This is a genomic window from Eubacterium ramulus (genome assembly GCF_045002895.1).
Lineage (GTDB): Bacteria > Bacillota > Clostridia > Lachnospirales > Lachnospiraceae > Eubacterium_I > Eubacterium_I ramulus.
Genome location: NZ_CP173382.1, coordinates 2,969,039 through 2,988,452 on the forward strand (window position 1 = coordinate 2,969,039; position 19,414 = coordinate 2,988,452).

Consider the following 19,414-nt stretch of genomic DNA (forward strand, 5'->3'; position numbering starts at 1 on the left):
TCTCAAACTTACATACTTTTTTATAATACTTCTATCCGTTATCTGCACATTTTCCCCATATGATACAACGTGACAAATGTGCTTTTTCACCTTTTATATCTTGACTTCTGACAGCATATACTATAGGGTAACCCTATAGTCAAGCAGATTTTTACAACATGTCTGCAGGAGATTTTTTACATCATTATCAAATTATAATCTACTCAAATCACATAATGCATAGGAATCACAGGATGCCTATAGATTGCAATTACAAGACAGGAGAAGTTAAAGTATATGGAACGCAAAGATTATCTGACCACCGGCGAACTGACCCAGCTCATGGGTATTACAAAGCATACACTTTTTCATTATGATGACATAGGTCTGTTTCAACCGAAATATATTAACGAAAAGGGTTATCGGTTTTATTCCATCGATCAGATTGATATTTTAAACACAATTCTGGTTTTGCGTGATCTCGACATGCCATTAAAGGAAATTCAAACATACGTTTCACAGCGAACCCCAGAACTTTTTCAGCAGATATTTCTGGAACATGAAGCACAGATTGCAAAGCAGATTAAGAAACTACAATCCATGAAAAAATGGATGCAGCAACAGAGAAACAAGATTCAGATTGCGGAACAGACCGATTTTTCAAAAATTGAAATCACGACTTATCCGGACTGTTACTATCTTTACAGAGAGGCAGAGCCAAATTCTAATCAGTCTTTTTCCAAAAATCTCAATAAGCTGATTTCATTGTTACAAAAGACCAATCCTTATCTGGATTATGATATTGCTTATTTTCAGTACGGAAAAAATGTGGAACATGGTATTTACGATGCCTATGATAATGTTGCTCTGCTCATGGGACAGAAGCCTGCAATAAAAAACTGCCAGATACTTCCCGCTGGAAAATATCTGACAGCCTATCATGTCGGTCATTGGAATACAATCGGTGAGACTTATGAACGAATGCTGAATTATAAAAAACAGCATCAGCTTAAGACCAGTGATCTTTACATTGAATACGACGTGGTAAATAATTTTATCACAAAAAATGAAAATGAATTTGTGGCGAAAGTTGAAGTAGAAATTATTGAGTAATATATATGCAAATTCTAAAAAGGTAAATTGACCGCACTAACTTAAAGTTGCTTTTAATCCCAACTCAGTTTCTGCCAGTTCCAGTAAAAGAGGGTGCTCATCTCCCGGTTGATTTGGATAATGCAGCAGGTATTTTAACGCACCTTCTTTTGTGTGGAAAAACATCCCATGCCCACCATCTGGACCAAAAACAATCTGCTCCAAATGTCTCCATGGGCCTTCTATTTTTCCGGAATCAGAAACTGCCTGACCAACGGTATAACCTTTTTCGCCCCAACTGGACCAGAGAATCAGCAATTTTCCATTCTGTTGACGATACACTGCCGGACCATCTGTAAAATATACATCACCATCCATTCCAAATTCTGCTTTTGCAAAAGGTATTGGAACAGCCCAATCCGCATCTTTTGCAGAAAATAATGTGATAATTTTACCTTTTATACAACTGAGATTTTCTTCCAGCTCAACCATACACATATCACCAGCCGGAACATCCTCAAAAGAATGGGAAAATATCAAATAGATTTTTTCCTTTTCCTGATAAAGCATCCCATCAATACAATTCCAATCGTCCGGTGTCAGAGGTGTTTCTGTCATAATCTGAAATGTTCCATCCGGTGTATCTGACTGTAAAATCTGAATGCCTTTATGTTTTTCACTACCAAATGTGGCAACCAGATAATACTTTCCATTAATTTCATAACATTCCGGAGCCCAGAAACAACGATCTGCCCAAAAACCTTCCGGTCTGTGAAAAATTTCAAACGGTCCTTCCCAGTTCTCCAAATCTTTACTTTTAAAACAGTCAAATCCTTCTGCCACTCCCCAACAGGTCTCTGCTCTGGTTCCGTACATATAATACCAATCTCCACTACGTAATATATATGGATCTCTTATATTAATATCTGTTAACTTCATTTTATTCCTCTTAATACTACTTATTTTCTGTATGCTGTTTTTCATATACAGCTCTTACTTTCTGTCTGATTTCATCCGTGATCGGATATTTCACTAATGCTAAAATAATTACAATTCCACAAATAACCGGAACCACAAATCTTGCAACCGTGATTCCTGTAATAACCGCCTGTGGCTCCTGTCCGATGGCATTTGCAATATATCCTGTTGCTGCAAGTGTAAAACTTACAATTGCGCTGGAAATAGCAATACCTGCTTTATTGGAAAATCCTTTCAAAGCTGCCATCGTTCCATTTACAACTCTTCCAGAATCAATTAATACCAGATCTGTCATTTCTGTCATCATCATTGCACTGAACGGCATGGATGCCGTTGCAAACATAGATGCAACGCCAGAGCAGATAAATAATACTGCCATGTTTCCATGGAAAATTACGATTAAAATATCACATATAATTACCGCAACCTGAGAAATTGCAAATGCTTTTTGTGTCTTGTGGAATAATTTCATAAACAGTGGAACAATGATAACAATTCCAAGCAATCCAATCAGTGAAACATCCAACATGTACACGGAGATCAGATCCGGTCTGCATAAACAGTACATGATGTAATACACAGAAGATGACATCATTATATTATATGCGGTATAAGCTGCCAGCCAGACAGCAATCACACTTAACAGACCTTTTACATGAAATAAATTTTTAATTTCTTCCAGCAGTGGCTTCTGTTCATTATGTTGTACACAAGTCTCTTTTGTTGTTGCAAAGCACATCCAGCATGTAATTGTCATGATAACACCTGCCAGACCAACAACGATCATATATCCCTTTGCTGTATTATCTCCACCAAACAGCGAAACCAGCGCCAGACCAAAAGAAGTTGCAATGGTTGTGCAAATTCCCATTACCATTGTATAGGCGTTGATCATTTTGCTTCTCTCTGATGGTTCATCTGTAACAGCATTGATCAGTGCACCACTTGGAATTTCAATGGCAGTTCTGAGCATTCCGTACAAAATATAAAAGACTGCTGTCCATATGATTTTTCCATGTGTTCCAATATTTGGACTTGCAAACAATAATACTACAACAACCGTCAAAATCGCCGGAATAAACAGAAAATACGGTCTGTATTTTCCCCAACGGCTCTTTGTTCTGTCGGCAATCGTTCCCATCATCGGATCATTAATTGCATCCCATACAGAAGCAACTACAGTAATCACACCAACAGCTCCTGCCGGTACTCCAAACGTATCTGTCAGGAAGATCATCAGATACGCCCCAACTAAAGAACCCATAATCTGATATCCACTTCCGGTTGCCAATGCATAAGACAAAATCGTTGACAACTTTAATTTTTCTCTTTTCATAACAAACCTCCTGCTTGTTTTCTTTTGATGATGAGATTATAATCTATAATGTCACAAATTTTATGACATTTATTTCAAAAGAAATGACAAAAAAACTCATTCACATATTCATTCTTATACGATTGGAATGACTCATTTAGAAAAATTCCGAAAGTAGCTGTTGCAAAAGGAGACAGTTATTATGATATCAGAGAACAATTTGCTTCCACTTAATGACACTGAGCATTTTTTAAAAAATTTTTTGAAAAAATTTCCGGTTTATCAGACCAAAATCATTAATCCCTTAGCAAATGAGCAGGATTATATATATCTGCTGCATTTGCTGGAAGCGGAATGGCACAAGCAGCTCTCGGATCAGACTTTTTTTCTCACCGGTTCATCCGGACATCTTTCTGAAGATTTTTTTATCCCGGAAAATCAAAATGTCTGTATTTTGAAAAATCTGAGATATATGCCACTGCTGATGCATTCCCATCAGTTTATTGAGATCAATTATGTTCTGAAAAGTAATCACAGCCTGCTGATTGATGCGGAGAAATCCACCCCACTTCAGGATGGGGATATTATTTTATGTCCTCCAAACCTTCAGCACACATTTCAGACACAAAATAAAAACAGCATCATTGTTGATTTCATTCTACGTGTCACAACATTTGATACTGTTTTCTTTCATTTACTGAATAACAATAATTATTTATCCACACTGTTTTCCAATGTGATTTACGGAGATTCTAACGGCTATATTATCTGGCACTGTCAGAATGACTCTGCATTAAAAGAATTGGTCTTAAAGGTCTATGAAGAATGGGAAAATAATCTAAAATACTGCGATAAAATGATTGAACTGCTTGTCATGGAATTTATTCTGATTCTTATGCGTTCCCATGAAGATGAAGCTGTTTTTTCCACTTCATATATCAATAATTCTGATGAAAATTTCCGTTCCCTGCTGAATTATATGCAAATGCATTACCAGACAGTTACGCTGTCAAAACTTGCTCTTGCTTTCAATTACAGTGAACGTCAGATTATCCGTATTTTCAAAAAAATTACCGGGAAAGGCTTTTCTGAACTTCTGACGGAAATCCGCATGAATAAAGCCATTCAATTGCTGAAAAACAAAGATATTCCAATTAATGGCATCGCATCCATGCTCGGATATTCCAGCACCTACTATTTTAACAAAGTATTTCTGGAAACATTTACATTCTCACCGGAATCTTTCCGGAAACGAATTTTTCAGACATAACTCTGCTCTATTTTGATCACACAGCGATAGCACGGATTCCATTCAGTCACCCGCTTCTGCAAGTAGGATGTAATCTCGCTGTCGCTGGCTTTGAATCCAGCTGGTTTTACACAATCAAAAATTACATTACTGGACAAATTTCCCGGAACCAGACGTACTTCATGGATCGAAAGTCTCTCATCAAACTCTTTGGCCGCCTGACTGACAAAAGCTCGGATTTTTGCCACTTCCTCACTTTCCTCCACAATAGGGTCGTAGTGGATGGTCAGGATCATATGCTCCTGTTTCTGAAAATCACGCTCAATCTCATCCATAATTTCATGCGCCTCAATGACAGGTGTTTCCGCCGGAAATTCCACATGTACCGTGGCAAACAAATTTCCCGGACCATAATCGTGGATCATCAGATCATGCACACCGATGACTCCAGGATACGACTGGATTTTCTCTGTAATATGATTGACAAATTCTGCTGCCGGCACTTTTCCAAGCAAAGGACTTAAGGTTTCTTTGATCAGTCCAATACCGCTGTACAGAATAAATACTGCCACACCGATACCGGCGATACCATCAATAATATTCCATCCTGTCACTTTACATAAAATGGTTGCAATTACAACTGCTGACGTGGAAATCACATCATTTCTGCTGTCCGCCGCTGTTGCGATCAATGTATCAGATTCGATTCGCGTACCGATTTTTTTGTTAAAAATACTCATCCATAATTTCACAGCAATGGAAATCAGCATTACAACTATCATCAGTGCATTGCAATCCACCTCAGATGGATGAATGACTTTTAAAATACTTTCTTTTGCCAGAGACAGGCCAATGGCAACGATGATAACGCAGACTACCAGACCTGCCAGGTACTCATACCGCGCATGACCAAAAGGATGCTCCTCATCTGCTTTTTTTGAACCTAATTTAAATCCAATCAGACTGACAATGTTGCTTGATGCATCACTTAAATTGTTTATCGCATCTGCTGCGATCGCGATAGAACCAAATATCGTTCCAATCAGATATTTTCCAACAAACAACAATACGTTGCACAAAATGCCAACGATTCCAGCCAGATTACCATAAGCCAACCGGACTTTTACATCCTTCGTATCTTTACTATTTTTTATAAATAGCTTTATCAATAGCTCTGTCATATTTCTCACTCTCTTTCTTTACAAACAAACTACTCACTTCCAGTTAAACGCACGTATGACTTGAAATGATTCTGATCAGCGTAAGCTGACATATTTTTCAGTTATACCTGCCCTACCTTTTTTTTACATTTCTTACAAAAGATACGCAGTTCTAACTCCCTGTATACTAAGAAAAGCACCTCAGAATTTGCTCTGAGATGCCTTATATATTTTTTACGGAGACCGAATCCCTGTCATCCTATTCAAAAAGGTCATCCGTTTGGATGACCTTGTATAATGCGCCTTCAGGGGTCCACGAGATCCGGGGGATCTCGGGTTTGGACCGACCGGAGCGAAGCGAAGACCGAACCCGTAGGGTTCGAATCCCTGTCATCCTATTTAAAAAGGTCATCCGTTTGGATGACCTTGTATAATGCGCCTTCAGGGATTCGAACCCTGGACAAATAGATTAAGAGTCTACTGCTCTACCAACTGAGCTAAAGGCGCATACGTCTTTAACGCAAGTGCTATTATAACGGATATAAAAATAAAATGCAAGCTTTTTCTGATAAAAAATATTCATTTTATGTGTTTTTTATGATACGATACCATCATTAACACCAACCAAAGGAGCCGTTCTTCTTATGAAAAACCAAAAACGCACACTCATCTCCTGCGCCATGCTGGAAGACGAAGTAAACCACATTTTAGAAAAAACACACCTTACACTTCCAGTCATATGGATTGACCGTGGCCTTCACAACAGACCGGAAAATCTGAACCAGCTGCTGCAGGAACATATTAACCAGCTGCAAAACCAGGATGAGATTCTGCTTACCTTTGGTCTGTGCGGCAACGGTACTGCAGGGCTTGTCAGTCCGAACACAATGCTGCGTCTGCCAAAATTTGACGATTGTATCAATATGCTTGCCTGCCGTCAGCCAAGGACAGAAAGAAAACAAACACAGAAAGATGCCCTCTATCTGACCCGGGGCTGGACTCTGGATCACGAAGGAATTTTACAACAATATAAAATGCTCTCTGAGACATATGATGAAGAGACCCGTAATTTTATCCTGCAGACTCTCTACAACGGCTATCATACTCTTACAGTCCTTGATACAGGATGCTATGACCTGCCCCCCGTGGAACAGTATGCTGATACGGCTGCCACATTTCTGGGCTTTGACCGGAAAACCGTTCCTGGAAATATCACAACACTGGAACATCTGATTACAGGGACACAAGATTCCAATATTCTGACGCTTGCACCCGGTGAAAAAATACATCAGATGCTTTTTGAATGCTAATCTGATAAAAATGCGATGTATCTTTTTCAGCATAAAAACAGCCTTTTTTTTACTACATTTACTTTGCTGGTAGAACTGAAAAGATTTTATCGTTTTTTTATACAAAACAATAGGCATTTTCCTTGCATTTTAGGGCAAAACGTTTACAATAGAACTGACGAGTATATCAAATTATTAATGGAGGTAAACAAAACCAATGTTCAACAAATTAATACAGAAATTAAAAGAGAATCCTCGTACAATCGTTTTTACCGAGGGAACTGACGCACGTATTCTGGAAGCTTCTTCCCGTCTGCTTGCAGGTACATTCTTAAAACCAATCTTAGTTGGTAATGTAGAAGCAGTCAGAGCTGCTGCTGAAGAAGCAGGCTACAATATCAACGGTGCAGAAATCATCGATCCGAAAAACTATGACCGCATGGATGAGATGGTTGCACAGATGGTTGAACTTCGTAAAGGTAAAATGACAGAGGATCAGTGCCGCGAAGCATTATCTCACGGTAACTACTTCGGTACAATGCTCGTAAAAATGGGCGTTGCTGACTGCTTACTTGGTGGTGCTACTTATTCTACAGCTGACACCGTTCGTCCGGCTCTTCAGCTGATCAAAACAAAACCGGGTAACAAGATCGTATCATCCTGCTTCATCCTCGTTCGTCCGGCTGCTACAGGCGACAACGAAGTACTGGCAATGGGTGACTGCGCGATCAATATCAAACCGACAGAAGATGATCTGGTAGAGATTGCTCTTGAGACAGCTGATTGTGCTAAGATTTTCGGTATTGATCCGAAAGTTGCATTCTTAAGCTACTCAACACTCGGATCCGGTAAAGGTGAGGATGTTGACAAAATGCGTAACGCTTGTGCAAAAGCAAAAGCTGCTAATCCGGATCTGGCTATCGATGGTGAGCTTCAGTTCGATGCTGCTGTATCTCCGCGTGTTGCACAGACAAAATGCCCGGATTCAAAAGTTGCAGGACATGCTAATACATTTATCTTCCCGGACATCAACGCCGGTAACATTGGTTACAAAATTGCTCAGCGTCTTGGTGGATTCGATGCTTACGGCCCGATCCTTCTTGGTCTGAATGCACCGATCAACGATCTGTCCAGAGGATGCAACGCACTGGAAGTATACTCCATGGCTATCATCACTGCAGCATTAAGCTAATTTAAAAAAATGTTTTTAAACGATAAGTTATGATAAAGAAAAGAAGAAATTTACCTCCGCAGCTAATAAATGCTTGCAGAGGAAAATTTCTTCTTTTCTTTTCATTTACGATTGTTAACTAAAAAAGTGAGATTGATGGCTGATGCTTTCACAAACCAAAATTTTCAGCCACCAGGAAAGATGCTAAAAACGCTTTCTGTCCCGCTGCGCCATCTCGTACATCATCTTCTCCCGCTGAGCTTCAAAATATACGTGTAAAACGTCCCAGGAGGCGTTTGTAGCCGTCATAACCATTTTATAGTCTATTTTTACGTTGCGATTACGAAAATCCATCAGAAGCCGATCCAGCTGCTTCTCTGTGAAGTCACACATCACGATCATGCTGCCTTCCGGATAAGCTCCTTCAAAATAGCCTTCCTCATCATCCTCCCGTTCAAGTTCTTTTAACGTCATATGAAACTTCGTCTTCGGAACGGACACCGCCTGAATCTTCATCGGAGTCAGAATCTGGCGGATCTCCCGCTCATTTTCACATTGAAACAATAATACTTTTGCCATCTTAACAGTCTGCCTTTCCGGAAATGATCCATGGAGCCGGCTGCTGTTCAAAGGAATTTTTGCTGTTCAATCTGGATACGGATACCTGGATAACTTCTGTATCTTTGATGCCATATTTTTCAAACATGGCGGAAATAGATGCAGCCACACAAAAATCAAGGGTATAGATCACGATATTGATCTTTGGATTTAATTTTGTCAGATATGCGATTTCCTGCTCCATGCTGGCTGATGCCACCATAAATACCAGTGACGGAACCGGACAGTCCTTCATGGTCTCCTCGTCCACATGATCGATAACCTGAATGTTGTGCAGACCGAAATGATCGATATTCTCTTCCATAGTCGCACGGTCGTCCTTATTATACTCCACGGCAATGACAGTGCCCTCTGTGGCGATCAGTGCCGCCTCAATGGCAATACTCTCGCCGCTGATGATACAGATATCGTCCTGATGACCTACATGCATCTTATTTAAAATAACGGAACGGATCTCACTTCCTACATAATGAATGGAACCACGTTTGAAATTATGGTTGTCCATACCAATCTTGTAAGTATTGCATGCATGCTCGTTGACAATCAACATACCTGCGGAAGCATTGATGCCACGATTGATCATATTGCTTACTTTATCATGTTTGATCTCGCCTGCCGGCTCAGATCCTTCATTGTACCAGACTTCACAATCGCCAAGTCCCGCATTCCACATCCGGTAAAAAATATCTGCAATACCAGCTTCTGTAAATACGAGCACGGCTCTGTGTGATTCTACCGTTGGAATCAGGTTCTTATTTTTTCGGGTGATATCGAGCATCTTTACTTTTTCCAGATCAATGGCTGTATTTTTTGCAAAATACTGTAACCAGGATAAAATGCTCTCGTTGGTAAAAATCTGCTGTTCCATAATGAAATACCTCCCATACTTTCGTGCAGGAATACCGCCTGCATCCTGATATTTCCAGTTTATCATTATCAAAAACACACGTCAATAAATCCTTAGCATACATTTAGGAAACACAAATCCTATTGTTACAATTCACACGCATTATGGAAATGCAGATCCAATTGTTGCAATTTACACCCAAATCTATTTAGATAACAAAGAGCATTCACATAAATTTATATGATTATAATTTGTTAAGAGATACTTTCCATTTTCTTCATATTTACGCCACAAAATGAACACAATTTCCAAGTAATATAACAGTATCAAATAAATCAAGTGAAACAGATGTAAGACTTGATACTTATAAAAAGCTTCTGAGGGTAGTCAGTTAACCAACACTGGCACATTCAGAGGCGACAAAAAACTATTTCCTTTATATAGATAAATTTTTCATAACTCACTCTCCCCATAAGACCGGACCCAGAAAGGATCCGGTTTTTACATTCAGTAAACAATTCTTAAAATGAATAATTATACATTAAATGTATAAAAAACAGCAGCGAATCCAATGTACAGAATTCGCTGCTGTTTTTCTCATCTTTTTTATAATAAGTATTTCTTATGATACCGCCGGTGTTCCGACAAACTTCCCTCCAAATATACAACTTCCGGTTATTACAGTTGTTCGTATTTCTTTACACTGCTTTTCAGCTGATCGATAATCTGATGTACTTCTTGATCTTCATTTTTGAATTTTCCGCTGAACATAAATACTTTTCGTGGACTGTTTTTTTTACATAACCAGTAATCTCTTCCTGCCAGAACAGATTTTTCTGTTGTAACTTCTACAAAATACTCCTTTGGACAATGATATCTTGCTACGATTTCAATCCCTTTTTCCATATTTTCACCTTCTGTTGATAATTATGTATTTTTTTCGTTATAAATTGTTGCTGTACTTATCAACAACAACCTGTTCCAGTATATCAGAAAAAAAATTTAAGTTAAGTATTGAAGTTTTTTTTCTTGTTGTTCTAAGAAGAAAAGAAAAAATCGGCATTGTAGAGCAAAATAAATGGAGGTTATCGACAGGGAACAACGCCGTTGTTGATAATATTCTATTCTTTTTATTTATTTGTAAACAACAATCTTCTATTCTTTTATATTACAGGCATGAAAAAGGTCGAAAAGTGTTGATTTTACTGGGTTTATGAAAATAAAGTACGGACATTTATAGGACAATTAACGGTGAGGGGTAGGAAAAGTTGCGATAATTCATGGGTAAAGAAACGGACAAATGTGGGATGGCCGGAAAATCAAAGAAAAAGCCGGCTCTGGGCGAAGAAAAAGGCATATTTAGGCAAAGAAAAAGGCATATTTGGGTCCTATATCTGTCCGTTAAAAAGAAAAAAGAGCTAAATTTTCATGCATTTTAACGAAATTACGGACATTTATGGGACTATTTCATGAAACTTACGGCAGAATTGAGGAAAAATGAATTGTTTTACAATTTAGAATCCGAAAGAAACGGACAAATGTGGGAGGCTATTGTATAAAGAAACGGCTATTTATAGGAGTCTTTTTTATTAACTAACGGACAAATGTGGGATGAATTTGTGGATATTTGGTTAACTAACGGACAAATATAGGATAGTTTTCTGAAAGAAACGGCATAAATGAGGCAAACAGACGTTTTAACGGACATTTTTGGGATACAGTGAAAAAAGGAAGTCCCCAGATATTGTGCCGTAAGTTCCAGAAAATACTTTTTTAACGGACAAATTTAGGATATGAGTGGATGAATTAACGGACATTTATAGGATGCCCCCTTTTTTAACGGACATTTATAGGCCCATTTTTTAGAACAATACGACAAATATGGTATCGAACAGATGTTTTAGCGGACATTTATAGGAACCGATTGTTTTTAACGGACAAATGTGGGATAGAAAAAATAAAGAAACGGACATTTATGGGGAGCAAATCTGCTATTTAGTGGACAAATATAGGAGGACATACAAGTTATAGCGGACATTTATAGGATAAGTATCCCAAATAACGGACAAATATAGGATGATTTATATTGTTATAGCGGACATTTATGGGTGTTGATAACTTTTTAGAAAAAGTCTGACAGTTTTTTCATTGACAAATTGAGGATTTAAAGGCATAATTAAGGATATAATTTTTCATGTTTATAAAGGGACGAGAAACACCAATGACAAAGAACGAAATTGCAAAATCGGAAAAGACGATGTTTCCTGATATATTGAAGAAAAGTAATTTCCTTATTTCTTCTGTATACCGGGCATCGCTTTTGGAAAATAAAGTGCTTGCACTGGCCTTGACAAAAGTACGGCTCAGTGATCAGGGACGTCCGGTAGCAACACTCCGGACAAAAGAAATTAAAGAAGTATTGCATGTAACAGGGAATGCAATGGGTACATATTTGAAGGATGTGGCTACTTCTCTGGCGGGACGTACTATGTTTATTGAATCTGCGGACGGCAGTTTCAAGTGTATGAGTCTGGTAGGTGTGGTAAGTTATGAATCCGGTTCCGGTACTATGGAGATTAAGTTTGAACCGGAGATCAAAGATTATATCTATGATCTGAAAGCTAATTTTACAATGTTGAATATTCCGATGATGTTATCATTTCGTTCCGGGTGGTCATACCGTCTGTACGAGCTGCTTTCTTCGCGCGCCTATCATTCAAAATATGATAAGGAAACCGGTAATGTTTTCCATATAAAATATGGAGTTTCTGAAATCAAACTTCATCTCGGTACAGTTCAGATCAAGGATGACAAAGGAAAGATCAATCGTGATATTCAGCGTGAGTTGGAGAAAAAAGAGATTGATTATGATTATATTGTAAATGAACTGGTGCATGAAAAGTTGAAATCTTTTGATAAATGGTGCGATTTCAAGCGTCGTGTACTGGATGTTGCGGTAAATGAGATCAATGAAAAGTCTGATATTTCCGTAAAATATGATCTGATGCGAAGCGGTCGTGGCGGTAAAATCTATGGTATTGACTTTGAAGTAACTAAAAAAGATATGAATGTAGAGCCGACGGTCGAGGAAGAAGTTCCGACACCGGATGATGTGGAACTGGATGATCTGATTGATAAAGTCATGGATATCATTGATGAAAAAATCAAGATTTCCCAGGCAAAAGCGCTGCTGAAAGTTGCCAATTATGATATAAACAAGATTGAATATGCATATGAACTGGCCTGCAAGCAGGAAAATATCCGTAATCTGATCGGATGGATGACTTCTGCGATTCAAAACGGGTATGAAGATAACCCAATCCATAAGGTAAAAGGTCAGGCACCGGAGGAAACGGTGGAATTTGATGAATATATGGAGCAGATGAGACTGGAACATTTTGCAAACATGGAAAAAGAAAGCGAATAGTCGATAAAAAGATAAGTATATGAGATTTAGAAACCGGCAGGTTGTCAACAGGACAATTTGCCGGTTTTTTGCCGACCGAAACAACGTGTAGATGTGCAGTGATTCTGAGATGAATATGTCAGCTTACGCTGACCAGAGCCATGCACCAAGTCTCACATCGTTTGACTTAAAAAGCAGCCAGTAAATGTCTGCAAGTAATCCCATAAATGTCCGTTTCTTCTTAAAAACAGAATAAAAAATGATACAATAAGAACCAGTAAATGTCTGCAAGTAATCCTATAAATGTCCGTTTCTTTTAAAAAACAGAGTGAAAGATGATGCAATAAGAACCAGTAAATGTCTGCAAATAGTCCCATAAATGTCCGTTTCTTCTTAAAAAAAGAATAAAAAATGATGCAATAAGAACCAGTAAATGTCTGCAAGTAATCCTATAAATGTCCGTTTCTTCTTAAAAACAGAGTGAAAGATGATGCAATAAGAATCAGTAAATGTCTGCAAGTAATCCCAAAAATGTCCGTTTCTTTAAAAAGAGAAATCCTTTTTTATTTCTTTTATAAAGTAAGATATAGAAAAAAAGACTGAGTTACCATCAGGATTAATCAATAAATGTCAGTAACTCAGCCTATAAATGTCCGTTAAATAGTATTCGTCTCAGAATCACGCACCAAGTATCACTATATTATTGCAGCAACTCCAGAAGTTCTTCACGGGAGAAGAATGGAGTTCCAATATTATCGCCGCCCAGAATTTGTTCTGCAAGTTCCGCTTTCTGTTCCTGAAGTTTCACAATGTTTTCTTCGATGCTGTTTTGTGCTATGAGTTTGTAGACCAGCACACGATTGGTCTGTCCAATGCGGTGTACACGGTCTGTTGCCTGATTTTGCACGGCGGTGTTCCACCAGGGATCGAAGTGGATGACGATATCTGCTGCGGTCAGGTTTAATCCGGTGCCACCGGCTTTCAGGGAAATGAGGAACACGGGTGTTTCATCTTGGTTGAATTCTGTTACCAGACGGATCCGCTCCTGCTTTGTGGTGGCTCCGGTCAGCATGAAATAAGGAATGTGTTCCTTTTGCAGTCTTTCGGCAATGCGGTCCAGCATAGTGGTAAACTGGGAAAATACCAGCATTTTATGACCGGATTCCATAGCATTGTGGATCAGCTCCAGACACAGATCAAGTTTTGCAGAGCCTGACGTATATTTTTCATATAAAAGCGCTGGGTCACAGCAGAGCTGCCGCAGTTTGGTCAATTCGGACAAAATCTGGATTCTGGAATGGTCAAACTCTTCCGGAGATTGTTTTGACAGAAGCATCTGAAGCCGCTGGACGTGAGCCTGATAGAGTTCCTGCTGTTCTCCGGTCATCTTTGCATACATATTTTTTTCCAGCTTCTCCGGCAGATCCTTCAGTACATCTTTTTTCAGACGGCGGAGGATGAAGGGGGCGATCATTTTCTGAATCCGGTGCAGGGCATCTTCATCCTGCTGCTGAATGATCGGAAGTTCCAGTTCCTCCCGAAATCTGGAATAACTGAATAAATATCCCGGCATCAGATAATCGAAAATACTCCACAGTTCTCCCAGCCGGTTCTCCACCGGAGTTCCTGTCAGTGCCAGACGGAACCGGGAGTTAATCTGCTTAACTGCCTGGGCGGCTTTTGTGGTGGCATTTTTGATAAACTGTGCTTCATCAATGATCTGATAATCAAAGGTCAGATTCTGATATTGTTCGATGTCACGGCGCAGAAGATCATAGGAAGTGATCAGGATCTGTCCAGGATGATCTGGCAGGGAATCCAGCAGTTCCCGGCGTTCAGCAGCTGTTCCTGCTACGGTGCAGATCGGAAGTTCCGGTGCAAAATGCTGACATTCCTGTGCCCAGTTGTATACCAGAGACGCCGGGCAGACGATCAGTGTATTCCGGTTGTTTTCCCCCTGCACGATGTAGTGGGCATATAAGAATACAATGACCTGCAGTGTCTTCCCAAGTCCCATATCATCTGCCAGAATACCGCCAAACCCATTGCTGCATAGTGTTGCCAGCCATAGATACCCCTTTTTCTGATATTCCCGAAGAATTTTCCGGAAGGTATCCGGAACCTCAAAATCACTGTCTTCCACTGTTTTCATATTACGGATCAGTTCCCGGAATTCCCGGCTTTTGTTCACAGGAAGAGATTCGTTGTCCCGCAGTTGTGCATCCAGATACAAGGCACGGAATTTTGGCAGGGAAATGTGTCCAGAGGCAAGTTGTTCTTCCGTCAGCATTAATCCCTGACTGAGCTGTGCCAGCGTATCCAGACTGCTCTCTTCCATGGCGACAAACTGACCGGATTTCAAACGATAATAGTTTCTCTTGCGGTTATATTTTGACAGCAGGAAAGCCAATTGTTCTAGACTCATGCCCTCTGCTTCCATGTTAAAATCCAGTAAATTGCCATTTAAGGACACACCAAGGGATACTTTCGGCGGCTGAATGACCTGAATCTTTTTCAGGCGATCCGAGATATACACATCGGCAATCTTCTCACATTCCGCCAGTCCCCTGGTCAGAAAATCATAGAGTTTGTCGTTATCCTCCACAATGGCGGGAAGGCCTGTGGCATCGTCTTTTGCATTGCAATAGCCGGACAGAAGGGCTGCAGCCTTTGCTTCCTGCCGGATATTTCGATGTTGTTTTTTGCTATCTGTCTGAAAAACATGGTATTCCCGGTTATTTCCATAATCCGCTACCAGATCACAGGTGATGATATCTCGTTGTGGCAGATCCAGATACAGGCGGAAACTGACATCCTCCGGCAGATAATTTTCCGGATAAAAATGTTCTTTCACGATATGATATTTTTTCTCCAGTTCCGGAAGCATTTCCCGGGCAAACAGCGGAAGGTCGGATTCAGCTATGAAGGATTTGCCGCCGCACCAGCCGGTCATGCGGTCTTCAAACAGGTTGATAGCCTGATGTGTGTGTCTGCTGCTGTGGTAAATTTTTTGATCTTTGAAAATGTAGTTCCAATCCAGACTAGAGACAGATGGAATCTGTTCCAATTTCAGTTCGAGGCCGCCCTCCACTGCGGTGAGCGTCAGTGTCTTTTTATATTCTTCATCGGTCAGATACCAGAGCCCCTGATTTTTTGTGGATGGTTCCAGCATGGTGCCGGAGTCTGCCACTATCTCAATAAAGGCATCCAGAAGTTCATTTTTCAGGGTAAAATTACGGATATCCGTACTGTACCAATAATTGTAATCCTGATACTGACGGATAAAAAAGGACATCAGAGAACGGCTGTTATCATCGAAAGCATCCAGCTGATGGACAAAAGCCAGATTTTTCCCATATTTATGCATCTCTGTCTGTTGTACATGCTGCACCAATTCCGGAATGCTTTTTACGACATACATTTTTTTATCTCCGATACGCAGGGAAACAGATGGCGTTTTTCCGGAAATGTCCAGCGTTGGTTCCAGATGGATGCGGCCGATGAGTGCACCATCGGTGATCATCCAGTTTTCCTGATTGCCGAACTGGCGGAGAATCTGCTGCATACTGTTATCTGTCCGGGCGGGATGTTCCCAGATACTTTCCTGTGAAACAGTGCTGTTTTCAGCAAAAACGGAGGAAGTGTTCCCATAGAAAGTATCCCTGTCATCGTATTCTGATGCAAAGGGCAGCGGCATGGAAAATGGGGAGGTAACAGTCTTTGACTGTCCGTCCGTGTGCATATAGTAGAGTATGGTAGCAACGCAGTGTTTGCAGATTCCGTCAGAGGTTAAAAAATCTTCACAGGGACAGTAATAATCTATGTCCTGCGGTTCGCCATATTCATCGTAGTAAAGGGTGACTTCCACCTTATAATTATTTTTATTTGTGCCATGAATGGTGGCACGCAGATTCAGTTCCTTGTCACCGTATACACCTTCTGTCTCAAAGGAGGAAAATTCCAGAACACCGTTGGTGCTTTCCAGTAATTTTCCACGGTAAAAAGTCTGTTCATCTGTCTGTTCTCTGATATCCCGTTCTGTCCACATCTTGTTTTCTGATTCTCCTTTTGGGTTCTATTATAATATGGAGGAAAAAGAAAGTCTATATAAGAAAAAGTTCACCTCAGTTATAGGAATCCTAACTGAAGTGAACTGTAATGGTTATATCAGGAAGTAAAATCCATCTTTCCGATGACTTCCACATGTACTTCTGAGCCGAGAAACAGATCCATACCGTAGGCCATGGCATTCTGCTGTTCTTCCTGAAAAATGACATCGCTGATTTCTATAGCACCCTGTTCCAGTGCTTTTTCCCGGGCAGCAGTTTCTCCGGCTTCTTTTGCATAGGCAAGTGCCTCGGCATATGCCTCGAAAATCTGCGGCTCTCTCACACCATAGACGTAGTAACCGCTTTTTGTTTCTTCCTCCGAATTCATCTCATAGTTGGCTTTGATGTGGATGATGACTTCTGCGCGGATATCACCGATGACGGCTCCCAAAGCGTTGGTGACACCGGCTTCCTGTGGAACAAAACAGGTGGTTCCAAGGAGTCTTGCTACTTCCGGGAGAAAGACATGGATCGGTGCACCGACTCCCACCAGTACCGCATCGGACTGAAAACGTGCCTGGATCAGATGATTAGGGTTGTCCTGTCCGTCTTTGGAAAAACGGAAACATTCTTCTGCCAGAAGGTTGATCTCATCCGTGTAGGCATAGCCTTTTGTCTTGCGGAAACGATCTTCCAGCAAAATGCGGACGATGTTTTTGTAAAGTTTCTTTTCCACCAGTTCATACACCAGTGCCGGGATTTCTTCGGGTGTGTGATGGGTGGATTTTGCCAGAAAAGCAACTGCCAGCCGGGAAGCCTTTGCATCATACAGTGTAAAATCGCCCCGGATACACATCATATCCGTTGGAGTCAGACCGCTGCGCAGGATAATGCCCTCGTCTTCCAGACGCTGCAGGTTCAACTTGTATACATCCGTGTGAAGAGCGTGTGCTGTTTCAGCCAGACTCAGTGGACCGTCTTCCAGCATTCTGACCAGTGTTTGCTCTTCTTCCGTGTAGCGTGAATTACCGGCGATGTCTTTCTGCTTTATATAGAAAGAATACATCGGTTTGGAGTGTCCTTTCCAGTAATTGTCATCCAGATTATCCAGAACCCGGAAAAGGTCGGGATATTGCGCAGCCAGGATACACAGCGGCATAACACGGCGGTCAGACAGGAAAAGGTTGTTTTCCTGATAACAGATTTCACTGTCACCGCCCAGACCGAAGGTGTCTACATAAAGACCTTTGACAAAGGTACGCCAGCTGCCAATTTGGATGCCGTTGTCTGCGCGGACAGGCAGATGATCTTTGACCAGTGCGATATCGCTGGTAGTTCCGCCCATGTCAATGATGACTGACTTTGGATAATGTCCCAGGTAGGCACCGCCCATAACGCTGGCAGCAGGACCGCACAACAATGTTTCTACCGGATGGTTGAGGGCATAAGTTTCGTTCATCAGAGAACCGTCGCTGCGCATAATGACTACCGGATAATTCAGATTTCGTAGCTGCATGCTGGAACGGACTGCTTTCAGAAATCCATCAATGACCGGCAGCAGGCGGGCATTTAAAAGTGCGCTGGCTCCGCGCTGGATGACGTTGCGGTCATGGAATAGATGATAGGCACAGACAATCGGCATGGAACTATGTCTGCGAACCAACTCTGCAGCTTTCTGCTCATATGCACCACCGTTTTCTTCTGCATTCATCTGGGCGATGGCGACGCTGTCATAGGCAGAGAGACGTTCCGCAATCTCCATTTCAAAAAGATCCCATCCGGGTTCTGTATGTTCTTTTGCATTTCCTTCCACAAATAAAATATCATCCAGACTTTCAAATCCATAGTCGCGGTAGGTATTGCGAACTACTTTTTCACTGACTCCGATAAAAATCATGAATACCCGGCCGCCTTTGTTTTCCACGCAGGCATTGGTGGCCAGTGTGGTAGACAGTGCAAGAAAAGATGCCTGATGCAGCAGTTCTTTTGGCAGTTTGTCCAGAGAATTTCCAATGCCCTGCTCCAGATGGTCGTGTGTGGTCTGTGATTTGGCGGATGCCAGAATGCATCTTTCGGTTATATCGAAAACAACTGCATCCGTACAGGTTCCGCCGGTGTCAATACCTATACCTATCATGAAAATATTTCTCCTTTGCGTTTATTTTATATCCGTTTTTATAGAGTGCAATAAAAGGACAAAAGCGGTCGGATGACAACTTTTGTCCTCTTATCTTAATGATATGATGTTGGGGTCAAAAGAT

14 protein-coding genes and 1 tRNA gene are annotated in these 19,414 nt (G+C 40.7%); 6 read left to right on the forward strand and 9 right to left on the reverse strand.

Annotated features, from left to right (window positions below; all coding sequences use genetic code 11):
- Positions 1–276: 276 nt before the first annotated feature.
- The gene (locus ACIRUQ_RS13785) at positions 277–1,092 is read left to right on the forward strand and encodes a MerR family transcriptional regulator (protein ID WP_021738459.1); all 816 of its coding nucleotides are present in this window, start codon (positions 277–279) and stop codon (positions 1,090–1,092) included.
- A gap of 36 nt (positions 1,093–1,128) precedes the next feature.
- Here ACIRUQ_RS13785 and ACIRUQ_RS13790 read toward each other — a convergent pair whose 3' ends face one another.
- Both ACIRUQ_RS13790 and ACIRUQ_RS13795 read right to left on the reverse strand, forming a co-directional pair.
- On the reverse strand, positions 1,129–1,947 hold the full coding sequence (locus tag ACIRUQ_RS13790) for a glycoside hydrolase family 43 protein (RefSeq protein ID WP_242853628.1): 819 nt from the start codon (positions 1,945–1,947) through the stop codon (positions 1,129–1,131).
- Between the two features lie 79 nt (positions 1,948–2,026).
- On the reverse strand, positions 2,027–3,385 hold the full coding sequence (locus ACIRUQ_RS13795; RefSeq protein ID WP_055290880.1) for an MFS transporter: 1,359 nt from the start codon (positions 3,383–3,385) through the stop codon (positions 2,027–2,029).
- Positions 3,386–3,566: 181 nt separating this feature from the next.
- Here ACIRUQ_RS13795 and ACIRUQ_RS13800 point away from each other — a divergent pair, with 181 nt between their 5' ends.
- Positions 3,567–4,634, forward strand: coding sequence for an AraC family transcriptional regulator (locus tag ACIRUQ_RS13800; RefSeq protein ID WP_055290877.1), 1,068 nt, complete (start codon positions 3,567–3,569; stop codon positions 4,632–4,634).
- Here the strand turns inward: ACIRUQ_RS13800 and ACIRUQ_RS13805 are convergent.
- Positions 4,625–5,794, reverse strand: coding sequence for a cation diffusion facilitator family transporter (locus tag ACIRUQ_RS13805; RefSeq protein WP_055290875.1), 1,170 nt, complete (start codon positions 5,792–5,794; stop codon positions 4,625–4,627). The two genes, ACIRUQ_RS13800 and ACIRUQ_RS13805, sit on opposite strands and share 10 nt — an antisense overlap.
- A 413-nt stretch (positions 5,795–6,207) precedes the next feature.
- Positions 6,208–6,280 (reverse strand) — tRNA-Lys (locus tag ACIRUQ_RS13810).
- 137 nt (positions 6,281–6,417) lie between these two features.
- On the opposite strand from ACIRUQ_RS13810, the gene ACIRUQ_RS13815 reads away from it, so the two are divergent.
- Together ACIRUQ_RS13815 and pta are read left to right on the forward strand one after the other, a co-directional pair.
- Entirely contained in the window at positions 6,418–7,083 is a 666-nt protein-coding gene (locus tag ACIRUQ_RS13815; RefSeq protein WP_021738465.1) for a DUF1638 domain-containing protein, read from the forward strand.
- A gap of 196 nt (positions 7,084–7,279) precedes the next feature.
- Entirely contained in the window at positions 7,280–8,254 is a 975-nt protein-coding gene (pta, locus tag ACIRUQ_RS13820) for a phosphate acetyltransferase (protein WP_021738466.1), read from the forward strand.
- A 183-nt stretch (positions 8,255–8,437) separates the two neighbouring features.
- Here the strand turns inward: pta and ACIRUQ_RS13825 are convergent, their stop codons facing one another.
- The 3 genes from ACIRUQ_RS13825 to ACIRUQ_RS13835 all read right to left on the reverse strand — a co-directional run bounded on the left by ACIRUQ_RS13825 (position 8,438) and on the right by ACIRUQ_RS13835 (position 10,604).
- Positions 8,438–8,812, reverse strand: coding sequence for a DUF3783 domain-containing protein (locus ACIRUQ_RS13825; RefSeq protein ID WP_055290873.1), 375 nt, complete (start codon positions 8,810–8,812; stop codon positions 8,438–8,440).
- Position 8,813: 1 nt separating this feature from the next.
- Positions 8,814–9,719 (reverse strand): precorrin-6B methylase 2, encoded by a 906-nt coding sequence (locus ACIRUQ_RS13830; RefSeq protein ID WP_022036622.1) that lies wholly within the window; start codon positions 9,717–9,719, stop codon positions 8,814–8,816.
- Positions 9,720–10,376: 657 nt separating this feature from the next.
- Positions 10,377–10,604 (reverse strand): hypothetical protein, encoded by a 228-nt coding sequence (locus ACIRUQ_RS13835; RefSeq protein ID WP_021738469.1) that lies wholly within the window; start codon positions 10,602–10,604, stop codon positions 10,377–10,379.
- 374 nt (positions 10,605–10,978) lie between these two features.
- On the opposite strand from ACIRUQ_RS13835, the gene ACIRUQ_RS13840 reads away from it, so the two are divergent.
- Together ACIRUQ_RS13840 and ACIRUQ_RS13845 are read left to right on the forward strand one after the other, a co-directional pair.
- Positions 10,979–11,137: a hypothetical protein gene (locus ACIRUQ_RS13840; RefSeq protein WP_021738471.1), complete on the forward strand. Its 159-nt coding sequence runs from the start codon at positions 10,979–10,981 to the stop codon at positions 11,135–11,137.
- 782 nt (positions 11,138–11,919) lie between these two features.
- Positions 11,920–13,125 carry a replication initiation protein gene (locus ACIRUQ_RS13845; protein WP_044962954.1) on the forward strand — a complete coding sequence of 402 codons (1,206 nt, stop codon included), beginning with the start codon at positions 11,920–11,922 and terminating at the stop codon, positions 13,123–13,125.
- 679 nt (positions 13,126–13,804) lie between these two features.
- Here the strand turns inward: ACIRUQ_RS13845 and ACIRUQ_RS13850 are convergent.
- The gene (locus ACIRUQ_RS13850; RefSeq protein WP_055290871.1) at positions 13,805–17,152 is read right to left on the reverse strand and encodes a DEAD/DEAH box helicase; all 3,348 of its coding nucleotides are present in this window, start codon (positions 17,150–17,152) and stop codon (positions 13,805–13,807) included.
- Positions 17,153–17,271: 119 nt separating this feature from the next.
- Positions 17,272–19,290, reverse strand: coding sequence for a hydantoinase/oxoprolinase family protein (locus ACIRUQ_RS13855; RefSeq protein WP_055290869.1), 2,019 nt, complete (start codon positions 19,288–19,290; stop codon positions 17,272–17,274).
- Positions 19,291–19,414 lie beyond the last annotated feature (124 nt).